Annotated in this window: 14 protein-coding genes and 1 tRNA gene; 5 read left to right on the top strand and 10 right to left on the bottom strand. The window is 33.0% G+C overall.

Features of this window, described 5'->3' with window-relative positions; genetic code table 11:
* Positions 1–128 precede the first annotated feature (128 nt).
* From FH779_RS06805 to FH779_RS06785, 5 genes are all read right to left on the bottom strand, one after another.
* Positions 129–863, bottom strand: coding sequence for a YggS family pyridoxal phosphate-dependent enzyme (locus tag FH779_RS06805; RefSeq protein WP_180906501.1), 735 nt, complete (start codon positions 861–863; stop codon positions 129–131).
* A 22-nt stretch (positions 864–885) separates the two neighbouring features.
* Positions 886–1,368 carry a GNAT family N-acetyltransferase gene (locus FH779_RS06800; RefSeq protein WP_180906500.1) on the bottom strand — a complete coding sequence of 161 codons (483 nt, stop codon included), beginning with the start codon at positions 1,366–1,368 and terminating at the stop codon, positions 886–888.
* A 35-nt stretch (positions 1,369–1,403) separates the two neighbouring features.
* Positions 1,404–2,144 (bottom strand): AAA family ATPase, encoded by a 741-nt coding sequence (locus FH779_RS06795; RefSeq protein ID WP_180906499.1) that lies wholly within the window; start codon positions 2,142–2,144, stop codon positions 1,404–1,406.
* A 20-nt stretch (positions 2,145–2,164) separates the two neighbouring features.
* Positions 2,165–2,235: transfer RNA gene (locus FH779_RS06790), tRNA-Cys, on the bottom strand.
* Between the two features lie 42 nt (positions 2,236–2,277).
* Positions 2,278–2,724 carry a GNAT family N-acetyltransferase gene (locus FH779_RS06785; RefSeq protein WP_180906498.1) on the bottom strand — a complete coding sequence of 149 codons (447 nt, stop codon included), beginning with the start codon at positions 2,722–2,724 and terminating at the stop codon, positions 2,278–2,280.
* Positions 2,725–2,814: 90 nt separating this feature from the next.
* Here FH779_RS06785 and pdxR point away from each other — a divergent pair, with 90 nt between their 5' ends.
* Both pdxR and FH779_RS06775 read left to right on the top strand, forming a co-directional pair.
* Positions 2,815–4,278 (top strand): MocR-like pyridoxine biosynthesis transcription factor PdxR, encoded by a 1,464-nt coding sequence (pdxR, locus tag FH779_RS06780; protein ID WP_180906497.1) that lies wholly within the window; start codon positions 2,815–2,817, stop codon positions 4,276–4,278.
* Between the two features lie 397 nt (positions 4,279–4,675).
* Positions 4,676–5,071, top strand: coding sequence for a RidA family protein (locus FH779_RS06775; protein ID WP_180906496.1), 396 nt, complete (start codon positions 4,676–4,678; stop codon positions 5,069–5,071).
* Between the two features lie 324 nt (positions 5,072–5,395).
* Here FH779_RS06775 and FH779_RS06770 read toward each other — a convergent pair whose 3' ends face one another.
* From FH779_RS06770 to FH779_RS06760, 3 genes are all read right to left on the bottom strand, one after another.
* Positions 5,396–6,532: an efflux RND transporter periplasmic adaptor subunit gene (locus FH779_RS06770; RefSeq protein ID WP_180906495.1), complete on the bottom strand. Its 1,137-nt coding sequence runs from the start codon at positions 6,530–6,532 to the stop codon at positions 5,396–5,398.
* A gap of 1 nt (position 6,533) precedes the next feature.
* Complete coding sequence (locus FH779_RS06765; RefSeq protein WP_180906494.1) at positions 6,534–10,862, bottom strand: CusA/CzcA family heavy metal efflux RND transporter; 4,329 nt, start codon at positions 10,860–10,862, stop codon at positions 6,534–6,536.
* A gap of 98 nt (positions 10,863–10,960) precedes the next feature.
* The gene (locus tag FH779_RS06760; protein WP_152606051.1) at positions 10,961–11,266 is read right to left on the bottom strand and encodes a hypothetical protein; all 306 of its coding nucleotides are present in this window, start codon (positions 11,264–11,266) and stop codon (positions 10,961–10,963) included.
* 935 nt (positions 11,267–12,201) lie between these two features.
* Here FH779_RS06760 and FH779_RS06755 point away from each other — a divergent pair.
* The 3 genes from FH779_RS06755 (at position 12,202) to FH779_RS06745 (ending at position 14,016) form a co-directional block, all read left to right on the top strand.
* On the top strand, positions 12,202–13,404 hold the full coding sequence (locus FH779_RS06755; RefSeq protein ID WP_180906493.1) for a MauE/DoxX family redox-associated membrane protein: 1,203 nt from the start codon (positions 12,202–12,204) through the stop codon (positions 13,402–13,404).
* A 6-nt stretch (positions 13,405–13,410) separates the two neighbouring features.
* Positions 13,411–13,674, top strand: a complete 264-nt coding sequence (locus FH779_RS06750; protein WP_180906492.1) for a hypothetical protein — start codon at positions 13,411–13,413, stop codon at positions 13,672–13,674.
* A 69-nt stretch (positions 13,675–13,743) separates the two neighbouring features.
* On the top strand, positions 13,744–14,016 hold the full coding sequence (locus FH779_RS06745) for a DUF6520 family protein (protein WP_180906491.1): 273 nt from the start codon (positions 13,744–13,746) through the stop codon (positions 14,014–14,016).
* Between the two features lie 43 nt (positions 14,017–14,059).
* On the opposite strand, the gene FH779_RS06740 is transcribed toward FH779_RS06745, so the two are convergent.
* Positions 14,060–16,636: a S9 family peptidase gene (locus FH779_RS06740; protein ID WP_180906490.1), complete on the bottom strand. Its 2,577-nt coding sequence runs from the start codon at positions 16,634–16,636 to the stop codon at positions 14,060–14,062.
* Positions 16,637–18,343: 1,707 nt separating this feature from the next.
* On the bottom strand, positions 18,344–19,738 hold the full coding sequence (locus FH779_RS06735; protein ID WP_221627902.1) for a RagB/SusD family nutrient uptake outer membrane protein: 1,395 nt from the start codon (positions 19,736–19,738) through the stop codon (positions 18,344–18,346).
* Positions 19,739–19,740: the final 2 nt, after the last annotated feature.

Raw genomic sequence — 19,740 nt, 5'->3', positions numbered from 1 at the left:
GGAATTGGAAGAAGATAAATTAATGGAATTAAAAATGTGACTTCGAGAACCTCGGCCACCAAGAAAACCGTTTCCTGAGACTCTCGGACGGAAAAGGTATTCAAGAAATATAATGTATATAACCAAATTTATTTTATAGTCTCATTCCAATAATAACTGTCGGGATAAATTCTTTTTCCAAATATTGCTGTGCCCACTCTTATAATCGTTGCTCCCTCCTCAATGGCTATTTCCATATCTCCACTCATTCCCATTGACAATTCCTGCATTTCTACGTTAGGTAGGTTTAAAGCCACAATTTTCTGTTGAACATCTTTGAGCAATCGAAAACACTTACGCACCTTTTCGGTTTCGGCACTAAATAAACCTATGGTCATCAAACCTTTTATTTTTAGAGTTTCCAACTTTGCTACCTGCTTTACTAGTTCTATTGCATTATCGGGACCAACACCAAATTTGCTTTCTTCAAAAGAAGTATTTACTTGTATTAACACTTCTATGGTTTTGTTTTCAAATTCTAATCGTTGATGGATTTTTTTTGCTAGATCCCAACGATCAAGCGATTGAATACAGGATACATTATATTTCAAAAGATCTTTAATTTTGTTTGTTTGCAAATGCCCAATGAAATGATTAGTGTGCAGAATTTCTTTTAATGATTCGTTTTTCTCTTTAAGTTCCTGTACCTTGTTTTCGGCTATTAATGTATATCCTGCTTGTAATGCAATTTTTATACGTTCGGCAGGTACAGTTTTGGTTGCCAATAACAGTTTTATCTCATTAGAATTTCTGTTACTATTTATACAGGCATTATTTATTCGCTTCCGAATATCGGTAATATTGTTTAAAATTTCTTCGTTCATACTTCCTAGTATTAAAAGGTTATTACTTTGCTAATGCTTCCATTTTTTCGGGAGTAATAGTCCACCGTATCCATTTATCATCTGGCTTTGACCCCAAACTTTTATAAAATTTCTGAGCGTTAATATTATTGGCAAGAACTAACCAATTAAATTTTTTATATCCATTATTGAGGGCATATTGAGCAAGACCTTTCAGTAATCTTTTACCAATATTTTTGCCTCTTTGGTTAGTATCGACATATAACCATTTAAGCATTAAAGAAGGTTTTAGATTGTGCATAAAAGGAATGGTATAATAAACAGCAATACCTACAAGTTTACTGTTCCCTGTCTCTGCAACGATAGCACCGAATTGAGGGTTTGTTCCAAATCCACGACTTAACAAGTCGTTTTCTGAAAGGCTAAAATCTGTATCGCCCTCATATACAACAATCGCTTCCATTAACCGCAAAAGTTCTGGAATATCCTGCTCTTTCATTTCTCTGATTTGTATTTCATTTTCCATTTGTCCGTTTTAAATTCTTACTATTTTGTTTCTCTTTATTGCAGATGGGATATCGTTTCGGTTTGACAGATTGATTTTTCTTCCAATTCATTTATCAGTATCGTTTTTACAGCCGTAAACGTATGGTCTTTGGCTTCTGCAAATGAAACGTTGTATTTACGTTCTATGTTCTGTAACGCTACTGGAAATCGGGATAATAGCTTGTTATAATACTCGTCTAAAACTTCGGGTATTGGTATTTCAAAATTTATCCGTAGCTGAAACCGCCTTAACAAAGCTGTATCAATAATTTCTGGGTGGTTGGTTGCACATAGTAATAATGCCTTTTCGGGATAGTAGTCTATCAACTGTATTAAGGTATTTACCAATCTTCGCATTTCGCCTACGTCTTTATCATCGTTACCTCTTGCTTTTGCGATTTGGTCAAATTCATCTAAAAACAAAACGGCTTTTTCCCGACCTGCTTTGTCAAATACCTGTTTGATGTTCTGCGATGTTTCGCCTATACGTGAACATACTACATTACTCAAATTGAGTATGAGAATATTTTTGCCTAACGTATTTGCAATAGCTTTGGCGGTCATTGTTTTGCCACAACCCGAATTACCGTGAAGCAATATTTTATTATTTACAGGCAGTCCGTATTGGCTTAATTCTTCATTGTATTTATGTTCCTTTATCAGCTGTTCAAACTTTTGTCTGTTGGCTTCATCCAGAAATATATCGTTTAATGATACCTGCTCTTTGTCGTTTATGATAAGGTTAAATACATTCATTGAAATATAAAATAATATTGAGGTCGGGAATGGATTCGAACCACTGCAAAAGATATTGCGTACCCTTGTCTGACCACTCGACTACCCGACCATTTTTTTGAAAAGGGCGAACCGATTAAGTCTGCCCATTGTGTTACTTCCACCAATAGTAATAATTGTGCTTACCGTCATATTCAAAACCGCAACGTGGATATAATTGATTGCCAATGTCGTTTGTTTTTTCAGTTTCAAGCATTAGCCCGCAAGCACCAGTTTCATCGCACCATTGTTTTGCTCTGTCTATCAATGCTACCGAAAGCCCTTTGCCTCTGTAATCGGGGTGTACAAACAAATCGCTCAATAACCATTGCTTTGCTAATTTGATGTAATGATACAATTTGTACAACTGCACAAAACCAACAGCTTTGCCGTCTGCATACACGACAAAAATGTTTGATTGGTCGTTGTCCATTCGTTCCTTAATGAATTGCTTACACTTTTCGTAATCGTCCGCTTGACGATAGAAAATCCGATAAAGGTTAAATAATTTTGCTGTGGTGTCTAAATCGTTTAGACCTACTTTTTTGATGTTGAACTCCATTGTTTTAAAATTATTTTAATTGATAAGTCAAAAGTATTTACAAACAGGACTATATTTGTAGTCCAATTTACAAAAAAAAGGTAGTCCACTATGTTACCATACGAACATATCATAATCATAGATAAAGAAAGCAAAATCCCTATTTATAGGCAGATTGCCTTATCCATTATTAACGCAATCAGAAACGGTACTCTGAAACCAGGAACGTACTTACCAAGTAGTCGGGAATTAGCCAAAACATTGGGTATACACCGAAAGACCGTAATTGCAGGTTATGAGGAATTGGAAGCACAAGATTGGATTATGATTTTTCCAAGAAAACACGTTGCTGTTTCGGAACATATTCCATTGCTTAAACCTCAAAAGTGGGGTGAATCTAATACGTCTACACCTTATGAAAATGATTTGAATGTACCTTTTAGAATTATAGAAGAAAACAAGTTTAGTGAAAATGGTATTTCGTATGCTGATGTAGTTATTGATGACGGACACCCTGACGTAAGATTATCTCCAATAGATGATTTATTAAAAATGTATCGTTCACTCACTTCAAAAAAATATGCTATTAAAAACGCAAATATTGGAACAACACAGGGGACTTTGAAACTTCGGGAAGTGTTGGTTAATTATTTGTCAGAAACAAGAGGGTTAAACATTTTTCCTGATAATATTTTAATTACGCACGGAGCACAAATGAGTATTTATTTGTCTGCTCAACTGCTTTTGGGACATACATCTACGATTATTGTAGGCGTTCCAAATTATCCTATTGCCAATAAAACATTTGAGGAAACCGAAGCGAAAATCATTGAGGTAACCGTAGATGATAAAGGTATTGATACCGATGCTATCAAAAAGATTTGCAAACGTCAGAAAATTAATGCTGTGTATGTCATTCCCCACCACCATTACCCTACAACAGTAACATTAAGCGTAGAACGTAGAATGAAACTTTTAGAACTATCTCAACAATATTCTTTTGTGATTATTGAAGATGATTACGATTATGATTATCATTATGCGTCTTCACCATATTTGCCTTTGGCAAGCGGTAATCATAGTGGAAACGTGATTTACATAGGCTCTTTTTCCAAAATATTAGACCCTGCTTTGCGTATAGGTTTTATGGTAGCTCCTAAAAATTTCATAGAACAATGTACAGCTTTCAGAAAAATAGTAGATGTGAGTGGTGATGGATACATGCAAAACGCTTTAGCATCCTTGATTAAAGAGGGTGAATTAAAACGACATCTTAAAAAGGCAAAGAAAATTTATCACGGACGTATGGATTTTTTAGATGTATTGTTAAGAGAAAAATTAGACAATTATGTCTCTTATACATTGCCTACTGGTGGAATGGCTATTTGGTTAAAAGTAAGGTCAGACTTGCCTGTTGAACAACTTTATTCAAACGTAAAACTTCATATCATCAGAATTGATGAAACACAAAATGCATTTAGATTTGGCTTTGCTTCATTGAATGAAAAAGAATTGGAACAAGCTGTTGATACATTAAGAATAGAATTGCAGAAAATTGAAAGTAAGTGTTTATAAATATGATCTATATAACTACTAAAGCATTTAGCGAATAGTCGTGATTGACCAACTATTAATAATTGTACTTTCTTATAAAGAAAAATAAAAAATAGAACTACGCTAATTTTTTAATGCGAGTGTTTTTGTCTCACGCAACAAGGTATAAAATATAATCTTTTTGTATATTTGAGTTTAATTAATGAAATGTAGATATAGGCGTTTTTATGAAACGAAAATATATTTTACTTAGTATAATAATATGTTAGCGGTAATGTTATAAGAATATCTGAAGAAGATGACTTAATTTGAACTTGCTAAAAAATAAAATGTTTTCATAAAATACTGAAAAATTCATATAAATCAAACATCAATCAACTTATTTAAGTAATCCTCACTAAAAAATATATTTTAAAACATGACTACAAACAAAATAATTCGATTAATCCCTAACAATATTCCTACACCAGTTGGAAACTATTCACATGTTACAATAATTCCTAGAAACTCAGATTTATATACTTTTTCGGGGCAAATTGGAATAGATAACAACGGTACAACACCCGAAAATTTTAATGAACAAGTTATCTTAACATTTAAGAACATAAAAGAACTTTTGAATAGTCAAGATTTGGATGCAGAAAATGTAATTAAAGTGAATATTTGGGCTACAGAAGAAATAGATTGGGAGTTTTTCGATCAAGAATGGGAAAATTTATTTAAGAAAAATCATCCTTCAATGACAATTGCATATATAACTGCATTAGGGCTTCCGGAACTGAAAATTGAAATCGAAATTTGGGCTGCAAAATAGAATACATCTATCACTAACAAGAATAGCTAGTTCACAACTATAATTTTAAAAACAATTTCAGAAACTTTTCATATTTAATTATATAATAATCAATAAAATTGATTATTAAAATCTTTTTCATTCATAAGTTTTTTATAACTTATGAATGAAAAATCAATACTTAGAACTTAAATCATTTTATTAATGTAGTTTTTTACAATCGTTATATATCGTTTAAGTCTTCGATACATCTTTTTCCAAACACCCTCCTAATGAAGACAATAAGACAATAAGAAGCTGAAAACGAATTCAGCTTCTTAATTTATTTTATATTTTCAAAAATACCTACTCCTCTTCTCCACTATTTTTCATCGCAGTCAAAAGATAATATGCTCCTTTCGAAACATAGACTTTTCCTGAATTTTGAGGAGATTTTATTTCAATCATTTTATTCGCAGAACCTCCTATTTCTACAGGAACTAATCGAAACTGATTTTTAGTTTGTCTTTCGAACACATAATCTTTTCCTTCAAACTGAATTACAGCTTCTTCTGGTAAAACATTCGCATTAAGCGAATTCACTTGCAATTCAATATTGAAATACATATTCGCTGTTAATCGCGTTCCATTCGCATTCGTAATTCGTGCAAAAACATCAACCGTTCCATCTTCATTCACTTGATTAGAAATTGAAGTGATTTGCGCATCTAACTTTTGATCTGGTTTTGCATTGGTATAAGCTTTCAAAAATTGACCAATCTGAATGTTACTTAGATCTTTTTCAAATACTTTTACGTTCAATAAAGAACGATCAGGATTAATAATTTCTAACATCGCATCTGCTGGCGAAATATATTGTCCTGTATTCGCAAAAACCTGACTCACCATTCCGCTAATTGGTGCATAAACATTGATGGTACGTCTAATATTACTCAACGAGACTGAAGAAGGATTGATATTCATTAACCTAAGTTTCTGTTCCAACGAACTTTTCTTTACCATCAACGATTGACGTGTCGCTTTCGCTTGTTGCATCACTTTGTCACTTGCTGCTTGCTCTGCATTCAAATCCTTTTGACGAACATAATCTGCATTAGCCTGCTCTAACAAAGCTTTTGTTGTGAGATAATCTTCCTGCATTTGGATATACTGCGGATCTTCTAAAACCACTAAAACTTGTCCTTTATTCACATAATTTCCTGGAATTAATGCAATTCGTTTCACATAACCACCAAAAGCATTGGTGATAGATATAGTATTCTCTGGGGTTACAGCCGTCTTTGCATTCAGCCGAATAGTTGTAGGTAAATTCTGATGACGTAAAGAGATAGTATCTATTTCAAAATTCTTTAATTGAGCATCTGTCAACTTTAATATTGAGGTAGAAATAGTTGCTTTTTGCTCTACTTCGGGTTTTGTTTCTTCTTTGTTACAACTCATTATAACAAGAGATGTACAAAGCATTAAGATATATTTTTTCATATTATTGTGCAGTATAAAAAGTCATTGCGGCATAAGCCTGATTACGTAGATTCTTTGCTTCTAAAAACTTTGTTTTCACTTCGATGATTTGATTATTCAGAATCACCCAATCCAAAAAATTAATCTCTCCTTCTAGTAATTGACGATTAATTGTTTTTTGTAAATCATTCGCAGCAGGAAGTTGAGATTGTTCAAAATCCCCTACCATTTCTTCGTAAGCATTTACTTTATTTTTTAATACATCAAAATCTTGTTGCAACTTCGATTGTTGTAAAGTATACGCTTGTTTTGCAAGATCAGTTTTAACTTTTGAGGCTTCGATTGACGAATTAATTCCTCTATTAAATAAAGGTAAGCCAACTCCTACTTGAAAAGAATTGTATCGATTTTTGTCCAAATCAGAAAAGCTTTGATTTGAATATCCAACTGTTAAAACTGGAACTTTTTTCGATTTCTCAACTTCAGTTTCCAGCGTTGAAGTCTGAATATTTTCTTCCGCTAATTTTAACATTGGATGTGTACCTGAAACAGATAATCCTGCAATTTCATTCCAATTTACACCATCTTTTGTTGGATAAATTTTGAATGATGAATTAGTTAAAAATTGAATTTGTCTTGATTCATTTTCTAATTCATTCTCAACTAATCTCAATTGATTTTGAATCGATTTCAACTGAATAATAGCCGTTGAAACCTCACTTCGGTTTGATTCACCTTTTTTCAAACGTAAATTTGCTTTCTTCAAAAACTCTTGGTAAATCCATTCATTTTCTTTCAATAAATCTTGTTGATATTCTGTATTTTGCATATTGACATACAAATTGGCTAATCGTTGTTTAATCTCAACTTTCGTCAATTGTTCATTTGCTTTAGAAGTACTGATCATTTGCTCGTTCAAAGCTTTTTGACGTTTAAAAACCACAGGAAATTGAAACGATTGTGAAATAGTAAATTTGTTATCAAATTCACCCGAATTCACTTGTCCAAATTCCGCAGCTATATCTAAAGGTGAAAGCGAACGATTGGCAAATACATTTTTCTCGTGATAAACAGTTGTCAATTCTGCTTGTTTAATTTCGAGGTTATTCGCGTCAGCTAATTTTACAACCTCATCAAAACTCATACGTTCTTGCGCATTGGCAGTTGCTCCAAACAAAACTAAAACTAATAAAATAGCTGTAGGAATTGATTTATGACGAGTTGATTTCTTTTTAAAATGAATATTTTCGAACATAACATATAAAATTGGTAAAACAAAAAGGGTAAGAAAAGTTGCACCCATTAATCCTCCGATAACAACAGTTGCTAATGGACGTTGAACTTCTGCACCCGAACCATTACTAAGAGCCATTGGTAAGAAACCTAAAGAGGCTACAGCTGCTGTCATTAGGACGGGACGAAGACGAGTTCGTGTTCCCATAATAACAATTCGAGTTGTATTTTTAATTCCGTTATCACGTAGACGATTGTATTCTGAGATTAATACAATTCCGTTTAGAACAGCAATTCCAAAAAGGGCGATAAATCCAACTCCAGCACTGATACTAAAAGGCATATCTCGCGCAGCTAAGAATAGTATTCCACCGATTGAAGAAAGCGGAATGGCTGTATAAATTAATAAACTTTCTTTGATTGATTTGAATGCAAAGAATAACAACACAAAAATCAAAACCAAGGCGACTGGAACAGCAATACCTAAGCGAGCTTTTGCATGATTCAAATTTTCGAAAGCTCCACCATAAGTCGCATAATATCCTGTAGGAAGTTTGACTTGAGCATCAACCTTTTGTTGCAACTCTTGCACAACACTCTCTATATCGCGTCCTTTTACATTAAATCCAACAACAATTCTACGTTTTGCATCTTCGCGCTGAATTTGATTTGGCGTATTTTTATAATCTACTTTTGCTAGTTGATTCAATGGAATCTGAATTCCAGAAGCAGTAGGAATCAATAAATTTCGAATATCTTCGATATTTTCGCGTTTATCTTCTGCTAAACGAACCACCATATCAAAACGTTTTTCACCTTCGAAAACCATTCCAGTAGATTGTCCTGCAAAAGCCATATTAATAATACGATTTGCTTCTCCAATACTCAATCCATATTGCGCTAATAAAGCGCGATCAAACTCAATCACAACTTGCGGAATTCCATTAATTGGTTCAATATATAAGTCTTGCGCTCCTTTTACAGTATTGATTATTTTTCCTAATTTATCTGCATTATTGGCTAAACTATCTAAATTTTCACCAAATATTTTCACCACCACATCTTGTCGTGCTCCTGTCATTAATTCGTTAAAACGCATCTGAACAGGAAATTGAAATCCCGTTGAAAGTCCTGGAACATCTTCCAAAGCTTTACTCATTTTATCCGATAATTCTGGAAAAGTTGTGGCAGAAGTCCATTCTTTTTTAGGTTTCAATACAATAATCATATCTCCTGTATCCATTGGCATTGGGTCAGTAGGAATCTCTCCACTCCCAATTTTTGTCACAACCATTTCAACTTCAGGAAATTCATCTTTTAAGATTTTTGCAGCTTTGGTCGTATATTCTTTCGTTGTCGTAATATTACTTCCTAGTAAAATACGTGCTTCTACAGCAAAATCGCCTTCTTCTAAAGCTGGAATAAATTCACCTCCTAAACGAGACATCACAAAAACAGCAATAGCAAATAGAGAAAGCACAATTGCTAAAATAATAGTACGAACTTTTAAGGCTTTGATTAAATATTTCTGATGGAAAATCTCAATTTTAGCCATTACACGATCCGATAAATTTGGTTTCACTTTCTTCTTTTTACTTAAGAATAAGCTGGTCATCATCGGAACATAAGTCAACGAAAGAATAAATGCACCAATCAATGCGAAAGCAACTGTTTGCGCCATTGGTTTGAACATTTTCCCTTCTATTCCTTGTAAAGTAAAAATTGGTAAATAAACAATTAGAATAATAATTTGACCAAAAACAGCCGAATTCACCATTTTTTTAGCTGAAGAACCAACTGTTTGATCCATTTCTGTTTGTGTTAATTTGTTCTTCAACCCAAACTTTTTGTTGTGTGCTAACTGATGCATCGCCGCTTCTACAATAATCACAGCTCCGTCAACAATTAATCCGAAATCTAATGCGCCTAGACTCATCAAATTTCCACCTACACCAAAAATATTCATCATAATAATCGCGAATAATAAGGCTAGAGGAATAACAGAAGCTACAATAAAACCAGCACGTAAATTTCCTAAGAAAAGCACTAAAATAAAGACAACGATTAAGGCTCCTTCAAGTAAATTTGTTTCAACCGTATGAATGGTATTGTCAACCATTTTTTTACGGTCTAAGAAAGGTTCAATAACAACTCCTTCAGGTAACGTCTTTTTGATCTCTTCGATGCGTTCTTGTACATTCTTCACCACTTCGTTACTATTAGCTCCTTTCAACATCATAACAATTGCACCAGAAACTTCACCTGTATCGTTATATGTCATTGCACCATAGCGTGTAGCAAAACCAGTTTTTACATCTGCAACATCTCTCAATAAAATAGGTGTTCCGCTTTGCGAGCGTTTGACCAAAATATTTTCGATATCTTCTATTTTACCAATTAAACCTTCAGAACGGATAAATAAAGAAGTAGGACCTTTTTCGATATAAGCTCCACCTGTATTTTGATTATTCTCGCTCAGTGCATCAAATAAATCATTAATTGTCAGATTAAAAGATTGTAAACGTTGCGGATCAATCGCTATTTCGTATTGTTTCAATTTTCCACCGAAACTACTCACATCCGCTACTCCAGGAACGCCCAAAAGTTGACGACGAACAATCCAGTCTTGAATTGTTCTTAATTCAGTTTCATCATATTGATCTTCGTAACCTTCGGCAGGACGAACAACATATTGATAGATTTCCCCTAACCCTGTCGAAATTGGACCAAGTTGTGGTTCACCAATACCTTCTGGAATCTCATTTTGAACCTGAATCAACCGTTCACTTACTTGTTGTCGCGCCCAATAAACATCTGTATTGTCATCAAAAACAATGGTTACCAATGATAAACCAAAACGAGAGAAACTACGAATTTCGGTAATTCCACCAATATTAGAATTAGCTTGTTCGATAGGAAAAGTCACCAAGCGTTCTATATCTTCTGCACTAAAAGAAGGCGCTACAGTGATAATTTGAACCTGATTAGATGTAATATCAGGTTGTGCATCAATGGGTAATTTTGTTGCATCGTAGATACCAAATACCAACAAAGCCAACGTAAACAAACCCACGATAAATTTATTCTTGATTGAAAAATCAATAATTTTATTTAACATCGTAAAATTGTATAGATTAAAAATATGCTAAATACAAGTTGTAAATAGCTGAAATTGGATAAACTGAAAGAATCAATCTATCGTAAAATCTAAAAAAATTACGCTTGTTTTGGCGGTTGCCAAATAGAATCTAAATAATGAGTATATAAGAAATCTTCATCAAATGTTTTGATTGAAGTCGTAGAAATTTCTTTATCTAAATGTAAAACATCGAAGAGTTTTATGGGAGAGAAAAAAAAGTCGATATGAACAAACTCAACTTTCATGAAAGGTAATTTTTGGTCAGTTTCCCAATCCGCATCAACCTCATGTCCACCATAATGATGAACTAAAAAAGTTTTCATTTCATCCAAAAAATCTCCTCCTTTATCATGTTCAATAAAATGAGAAATAAACACAGGCAATTTATATAACTGACACAATTGAGTTGAAGTTGTTATATATAAAAAAATTAAAATTTTAGTTGCCCATAGTTTCACAAGTCAAAGGTACACTCTATTTAATAATTTTCAAATTTAATTTGAAATAAAAGTCTTTATAAAAAAACAAAAATTTTACATTATGATTATTGAAGGAACATATTATATCAGACAACATAGTCTTCGCAACTAATCAATTTAAGGTTTTAGAATTTCAACTCCTTCTAAAGAAGGAATTTATCTTCTTAATGGGATTATAGAGATGTTTTTTATAGTTTACGGTTACATTATTTTTAATCAGATTTAGTACCAGATTTTGGCATTCTGAGCTTGTCGAAGAATATTTTACTTTCATTTATAAAATTTTGTCACATAGAACTTCATTTTGATTGTATAATTATCGTCTGAGTCTTCGATACAATATTTTGTAAACGGCATTCTGACTGATAATAATGAGGAATGGGAATGTATAAATTTATAAATGCAGCATACTGTTTATGATTATGACTTACTTGTGTATCTGGTATCCTACTTCTTAAAATTAATTTCGTTCAAAACTTAAAAAATCTTATCAATGAAAAGTATTTATTTAATTATTGTAGGAAGTTTTGTTATCACAAGTTGTGTTGATTATGAAACAGAAGAAATTATTGAGAACAGAAAAAAGAACAACTTAAGGTTGACCTACTTATTGTTGAGAAAGTATCGAATGATAGTACTCAATATCTAGATGAAGCAAACGATCCTCCTCGTGATAAGGATCCCTATGTGAAACGAGGAAATGATGCAGAAAATGATGAAGTTGACGAAAACTAATATTAGATGTTAGATGTTAGATGTTAGATGTTAGATGTTAGATGTTAGATGTTAGATGTTAGATGTTAGAAAGTTAATTTTTATGAATTAAAACTACTATAAAGATGAGAAAAATTGCACCTTTTTTAAGAACACTCATCTGCTACCTTTACATAAGTTTATTTGTCTATGCGGCAGTAAGTAAACTCATCGATTTTGAAACTTTTCAAACTCAGTTGGGACAATCGCCTTTATTAGCTAGTTATGCGATTCCTATTTCGTATGGAGTGATCATCCTGGAACTTCTAACAGCAGTTCTCTTGATGTTTGAGCGAACTAGAAAATTAGCCTTACAGATTTCACTTTTCTTAATGACCATCTTCACTACCTATATTATCATTATCTTGAATTTCACGGATTTTACCCCTTGTTCATGTGGTGGAGTTTTAGAAAAGTTGGGATGGACGGAACATCTAATTTTTAATCTCGTATTCGTAGGATTTGCATTGTGTGCACTTCGACTGGTAGCGACCTCAGAAAATTGGAAAAACTACGGGCTAAACCAACTCGGAATTTTAGTAATCGGAATTGCAAGTGTTTCTATACTTTATGCATTATCCGAAAAAAAATCACAGACCAACAATGCGTTTACTCGTAAATACATCCCACATGCATTACAAAAAATTAAACAAATTACCCTACCTTCAAACGATTATTATATTGCAGGTATAGATAGTTGTGCAATCTATTTAGGGAATTACAATGCTCCACTTTATGTAAAAGAAATTGATTTTAATTTATTTACTGAAAAGACACATCAAATTATAATCGACCAATACAACTTACCATACAAACGGGTTCGAATTGTCGTTCAACCACCCTACTTCTTTGTTGGAGACGGTACTGTGCCTATTTTATTTAGAGGTAAAATAACAAATTGGAAAGCCTCAACCCTTTTCAAAGAAAAAATTTATTTCAATCAATTTGTACCAAAAGATTCTGCAACTATCGCAGTGGTAACAGCGAGCACCAAAACAAATACTACGATACTAGGTGAAATTAAACTGAAACCTAATCAACTTATGTTCACACCAAAAGAAGATATTTTAGTCAAACAAATCAATGGAACCTTTGATACAGATGGACTATTGCAATGGAATAACCAAGCCCATCTCTATACCTATCTCTATTATTACAGAAACCAATACATTGTTCTTGATCAAAATTTACAGCCAATTGTGCACAATAAAACCATTGATACCATTTCCAAAGCACAAATTGATTTAGCCTATTTCGAAAAAAGTAAAGAATACAAATTAGGAAGCTAAACCATTATGGTTAATCTAACCGCAACTGCCAACCACAATTCTTATTTTATTGTAAGCGACCGTATGGGAAGATTCGAAAAAGATGACCTATCAAAAGGAATGACCATCATTGATCAGTACGACTATAAAAATAACCGTTACCAACACAGCTTTTATTTTTATCATCAACCACAACAAACCATGCAACAATTTATGGCTTATCAAAATTATTTGATTGGGATAGTTGACAATCAACTGTGGATGTATAAAATAAAAGACATAAAAAAATAAATTGCGCAATGCAGGGAAAGGCTGAAAACCTGTACAAAAGAGTAAGCCACCACATTAAAATAATACAAAATGAAAACAATTTTTTTAAAAAAAATTCTACCAATTGGGGTAGGAATGATGGCAGTTGCTTTTGCATTTGCCACTGAAGCTCAATCATCAAAAAAAGATGCATTTGTAAATGGTTACATTTTCAATACATTAACCAGTAAATGTGAACCTGTTGACCAAGATTGTAACAATATTGAAAATATACCTTGTACTTATCTGAATTCGTCTGGACCACAAATCTTTCGTTTTAACAACGATACATTTTGTAGTGTACCAATGACTCATCGTCCATAATGACAAAGGAAAGGAGTGTAGAAGTACACTCCTTTCTTATAATTTACTTCAAATAATGGTCAAACCACTTCATAATCAACTCCGACAATGTACGTTGATTTCCGGGCTTCATAATATAATGCCCTTCATTTTCAAACAAAACCAATTGACCTTTTTTATTCAAGCGTTTCATTCCCATAAAAAGAAATTTACTTTGGTACCAATGGGTGTTGAAATCTTCTTTGCCCGCCCATAGTAACAATGGAGTCGTCATCTGTTCAACTTGATCCAAAGGGGAATTATTTTTATAATTTTCTTTTGCATTATAATAGTTCTCTCCCATCCTAGATTGATGACTCTCTGTACGCCAAAACTGATCGGTATCCCATCCATTACCTTGTACATCATGCGACCATGTCTGCAAATCAGTGACAGTTCCTCCTGCAACTGCTGCTTTGATTAGTTTTGATTTTGTCGCAATAAATGCAGTTTCGTATCCACCAAACGAGTGCCCTATTAAACCTACCCGTTTACCATCAATGGATGGATTACTGCTCGTCACTTCTTTAATCACCGATTCGACTGACTTTAAAGCAGATTCCCCTGTATGCCCTATCTCATAATGTAGATTAGGTAATAAAACAAAATACCCATTTGTCACATAATTTAATGCATTAAAACCTTTAACCCCATACAAAGAGGGTGGTTCAAAATTAAATACTTCATTAGCTGTTTGCTCATAAATATTAATCACCATTGGATATTGTTTTGTTGCATCATATCCTACTGGATATAGCAAAGTTGCTTTTAAATGAATCCCATTCGCATAGGTATAATCTATAATTTCTGATCTTCCTAAATCATAGTCTTCTAATAAAGAGTTGCTTTGGTAAATCAACTCCGTTTTTTTCGCTTTAAAATCATACCTATTGATTGTTGGTGAATGATTATAAGTCGTCGTTTGATAAATCAATTGACGAGAAGCAGGAAACAATTGTGGTTTATTAAAATTCAACTCTCCACTAACCAATTTCTTAAACGTTTTGTTTTGCAACATTACAAATCCCTTTTTCAGCTCATCTGTAGTGGTCTCAATAAGTAATGGGCGATCTTCAGCAAAAGTAAATGTATCACGAAAAGTATAGGCCGTAATTTTTTTTTCGACAAGCTGATTATTTGCTTTACTCAACCGATAATGTATCCCTTTGGATTGACCTTTTGTAAGGTTAAGAGAAGTTTTAGCTCCTACCAACCATATATCATATTGATTTTGCAACAACATCTCTGTTTCATCATCCGACCAAATAGGAATGGCTATTGGAGCTTCGTTATGAATAGAATAGTCATATTGATCATAAAAATCGCCTTCCAAAGACTCTGTTAAACAACGGGTAGTTTCGTGTACAACATCATACAGGTACCAATGATGTTCTTTAAAATAAGCAACTGCCAAACCATTTGGAGAAAAAACAGCATATTGATGATAATTTCCCATATAAACTCGTTTTACAACCAATTTCTTTTCTCCAGTTTGCACATTGCGCACATACAAATCGACATAAGTATCTTGGAGATATTGGGGTTCATACTGCATAGCATCATAAACAAGTGCATAAGGTTGATTAAGCCTGTAATAAGCAGAAGGGGTGTCTTTATCTCCAATTGCGGTCAACTGCTGATCCAAAGGAGTCCAATTCGTTAAAAATCTACCATTGATTATTTCACTAGTAGATTTCATACGTGGTGTAATCCATTTATCTGTTGTATTCCATATTTCAACATCTGATTTTTGATCGATTATTTTCTTATTTCTATGAAAAAAAACACTCTTACCATCAGAAGATATCAAAAGATCTGATGCCCCAATACTTGTCTCATCTAATTGCTTTTTAACCTCCTCATTGGTTAACTTCGACAACTGTCCTGTTTCGGTTAAATGATACAAAATGATCTCTCCTTCTCTCTTTTCATTCCATACCAACGCAACTCCATTTGCACTCCAATCCAGTAATGACAATTTATAAGTTGTTTTGTCGCCCCAATAATGGATCTTTTTATCCCATAAATTGTACACCCCAATTGCAGAACTCTTCTGTTTTGTATGTACCAAACCAATTTTATCCCCTTTGGGATTCCATAAAAAGTCAGACACATCTTCAATTCGTGTAATTATTGCCTTTTTCAAATCGTATAAAATAAGATCTGAACCTCCATCCGGTTTTTTTTCAAGATAGGATACATAAGTCGAATGACAATCAAAACTAAATTGATAAGAAACTAAATACTGAAATGTTTTCACATCCAAATTTGATAAATCAATTAACTTCAATTCATTAGCATCTGTCTTATATGCCAACCATTTACCATCATTCGAAAATTCGGTGGTAAGTGCATCCTCCAATTGCAATTTTGTTTTTCGTTTACTATGAATTAAATAGGTTTTCACCCCTTTCCGATAGCTATCTTGTACAATCAACCAGTCCCCGTTATTACTTGTTTTTAGTACATTTGTCGAATGACTCCATTGTTCATTCAAACTAGCCGAATAAGGTTTCTTACTAGGTTCTTGTCCTATTGTTTTATACATCGGGAGTAAATACCCTAACATAAAGAGTAGTATTAATTTTATTATTCTATCCATTTTTGTTTTTTTTTAAGTTTTAAGTAATACGCTCAACGTTTTACGTTTTTATTCTTAATTAATAATCTAATTCACTTTTAACAACAAGCTTTGTCATTCTGAGCTCGTCTCAGAATCGCATCTCGTTGTCATTCTGAGCTTTTAAAGAATTTTATTGTCACTTTTTTTCGTCAAAAAAACTAACGAAAAAAGACTTGGCTGTAAACCTCTCTACTAAAAATGTTCTCACTCCGCTAAAGATTTTACAAACCCTACGGGCTAAAATCTTTTTAACGCTGCACTCAAACATTTTCTTAACGTGAGAGTTTTAATACCATTTTTCTAATCCAATTTCAATATTGAAACTCCTTTTCATTTAGAATCTAAATCGTCGGATTTTTAATTCCTTTTTCAATATTCAAATTCGTTGTCATTTTTAAAACGGATTTTGTCATTCTGAGCTTGTCGAAGAATCTTTCTATCACTTTTTTTAAGAGCAAAAAAGTAATCAAAAAACTCTTGTCTTTGATTTTCGACGGTCAAAATTAGTTTCAGTCATTCAATGTTTTAAATTATTTGCTACGCAAACAGTAAAACATTTTAACCATGACTTTCAGCTTTTTGACACTCGCCTCCAAATCATATGACATTTTCACATCCTTTTTCAATATTCAAATTCGTTGTCATTTTTAAAAACGGATTTTGTCATTCTGAGCTTGTCGAAGAATTGTCTCGACTAAAGCTTGTTAGTACTAGATTTTGTATATAAATATTATTAAAAACCCTAACCCTCCCAACTAAAAAGGGCTAGGTAAACTGTAATCGTTTAGTTTTAATAAAGGAAAACCTCTATTGATGTGTGAGTATTTAAAGTAAAATGGATCGCTATCTTGTTTTTATGAATGCTTGTTTATAGGCTATCATAGTACTTAATGTTCTTTCACATCATCAATTAGATTAACTATCTATACATATGAATTTTAAATGAAATACCCCCTTTACTTGCGTTTTAAAAATTGCTTACCTAACCTAAACCTATGAAAAGAATTTACTTCATTATTTGTACTTTCAAGGGGATATTTTTATTATTCTACTATTAACTTTTTCTATTCATGTTCTAATTCAAATTAGTTGTTATTCTGGATTCGTTTTCGAATCTCATCTCGTTGTCATTCTGAGCTTGTCGAAGAATATTTCTGTCACTTTTTTTTATTCATTAATTTTTAATTTTAATTATCAGTATTCATATGCCCTTCGGGGAACGGTCAAAAAAACTAACGAAAAAAGACTTGTCTTTGATTTTCGACGGTCAAAATTAGTTTCAGTCATTCAATTGACTTCTTTCATTTTTATTCATGTTTTTGTTAATTCTACTTTAAATGAATTCATATGCCCTACGGGGAAGTCTTGACACAAAAACGAAACAAAAAAGTCAAGGCTGTAAAACTCTCTACTAAAAATGTTCTCACTCCGCTAAAGATTTTAAAAACCTTGCAGGCTAAAATCTTTTTAACGCTCCATACAACCATTTTCTTAACGTGAGAGTTTTAATGCCGGTTTTTATTAAGTTCTATGTTTTACACTTAACGTTTTACGTTTTTATTATTAATATTCTAATTGACTTTTAACAACAAGCTTTGTCATTCTGGGCATGTCAAAGAATCCCATTTTTAACCTCTAATACATACTATATTTTACAACTCTAAAATCTGGAATCTAAAATCTCCCCTAATACCCTTCATTCTGAGGTAAAAGATTAGGATTCATCAGCAGTTCATCCTCAGGTAGAGGAAATAAAACATCCGTAGATTTCCATCCCATTTTTATAGGTTTCAAGACTGTTTCTGCTAAATGCAAACGTTTTAAATCAAACCAACGATGGCCTTGTTCAGAAAACAACTCTAATCGTCTTTCTTTTAGAATGGCTGCACTTAGATCAGTTAGTGTATTTGATGTAAAAGGAGTTAATCCTGCTCGTTGACGAATCACATTGAGATCTTCTTTTGCTCCAACGATATTTCCTTGATTTAATCGTGCCTCGGCGCGAATCAAATACTGTTCTGCTAATCGAAAAAGAATGGAATATTCTGTCGAGGTTGTTCCTACTTTATATTGTTTGTATTTATAAGGACAATACCAACTATTTCCATTTGTTGTCACTTTTTTGATCCAATTTTGCTTTCGTTCATCATTTGGTTCAAAATCATTAACCAAACGCTGACTTAACGCCATAGTTACTGGTGGACCTGTTTCAAAAACAAAAACAATAGCTTCGTACGTTCGATCACCCGATTTTTTCGTTTTCAATTGTAGTATCGTCTCTTTACTATCCTTTAAAAAAGTTTTGGAAGCATCATTTTCCATCACATAAACAGCATTCGACGCAATGATACTTGTCGCTTGTTCCTCTGCTTCCTTCCATTTTTCTTGGTACAAAGCCACTCGTGCACGTAATGCTGTTGCTGTAAAATAGTTTGCTCGAATTCGTTCAGATGTTGGATAATCTTTGGGTAACAATTCTTGTGCATGCATCAAATCATCTTTAACTAATTGATACACCTGCTCATGTTTTTGTTTAGAAACAAGTTGATTTTCGGCGTAATTACTAGTGGTCACATAAGGTATATCCCCATAATAATTGGTTAAATAAAAATGTACCAATGCACGTACAAATAAAGCCTCTCCTTCCAATTGATTTTTCGTAGAAACAGGTAATTTTTTTGAACCTTTTAATCGATCTAACGCCAAATTACACATATAGATCAATTGGTAACTTGTCGTCCAAAACGTTTTATTGATGGTACTTGTAGCCAATACGCGATGTTCCATATAATCATTGATAGGACTAATTGAAGAACCGTAATAATCAAATTCATCCGCATAAAATCCCATTGTGACATTCGATCCATATAAATTTTCTGTCAACATCGAATCGTCACGTAACTTCGCATACAACTGATTGATGGCAGCCGTTGCAGTTTCTGAACTCTCAAACACCATTTCGGCAGGAATCTCTCCTTTTGGAGAATCTATTTCAATTAAATTCTCACAACTAGTCAAGATCAAACTGATATACCCCACAATAAAAAGTAGTGCTATTTTATTATTTTTACTATTTCTCATTA

Source organism: Empedobacter falsenii (assembly GCF_013488205.1).
GTDB lineage: Bacteria > Bacteroidota > Bacteroidia > Flavobacteriales > Weeksellaceae > Empedobacter > Empedobacter falsenii_C.
The sequence above is the reverse complement of the archived record's forward strand: the minus strand, read 5'-3'. Positions and strand labels throughout refer to the sequence as shown.

Coding starts and splice junctions, on each gene's coding strand:
- pdxR (WP_180906497.1), top strand. CDS start 2,815: ATGTTACCATACGAACATATCATAATCATAGATAAAGAAAGCAAAATC.
- FH779_RS06795 (WP_180906499.1), bottom strand. CDS start 2,144: ATGAATGTATTTAACCTTATCATAAACGACAAAGAGCAGGTATCATTA.
- FH779_RS06800 (WP_180906500.1), bottom strand. CDS start 1,368: ATGGAAAATGAAATACAAATCAGAGAAATGAAAGAGCAGGATATTCCA.
- FH779_RS06735 (WP_221627902.1), bottom strand. CDS start 19,738: ATGAGAAATAGTAAAAATAATAAAATAGCACTACTTTTTATTGTGGGG.
- FH779_RS06740 (WP_180906490.1), bottom strand. CDS start 16,636: ATGGATAGAATAATAAAATTAATACTACTCTTTATGTTAGGGTATTTA.
- FH779_RS06745 (WP_180906491.1), top strand. CDS start 13,744: ATGAAAACAATTTTTTTAAAAAAAATTCTACCAATTGGGGTAGGAATG.
- FH779_RS06770 (WP_180906495.1), bottom strand. CDS start 6,532: ATGAAAAAATATATCTTAATGCTTTGTACATCTCTTGTTATAATGAGT.
- FH779_RS06750 (WP_180906492.1), top strand. CDS start 13,411: ATGGTTAATCTAACCGCAACTGCCAACCACAATTCTTATTTTATTGTA.
- FH779_RS06755 (WP_180906493.1), top strand. CDS start 12,202: ATGAGAAAAATTGCACCTTTTTTAAGAACACTCATCTGCTACCTTTAC.
- FH779_RS06785 (WP_180906498.1), bottom strand. CDS start 2,724: ATGGAGTTCAACATCAAAAAAGTAGGTCTAAACGATTTAGACACCACA.
- FH779_RS06805 (WP_180906501.1), bottom strand. CDS start 863: ATGAACGAAGAAATTTTAAACAATATTACCGATATTCGGAAGCGAATA.
- FH779_RS06775 (WP_180906496.1), top strand. CDS start 4,676: ATGACTACAAACAAAATAATTCGATTAATCCCTAACAATATTCCTACA.
- FH779_RS06765 (WP_180906494.1), bottom strand. CDS start 10,862: ATGTTAAATAAAATTATTGATTTTTCAATCAAGAATAAATTTATCGTG.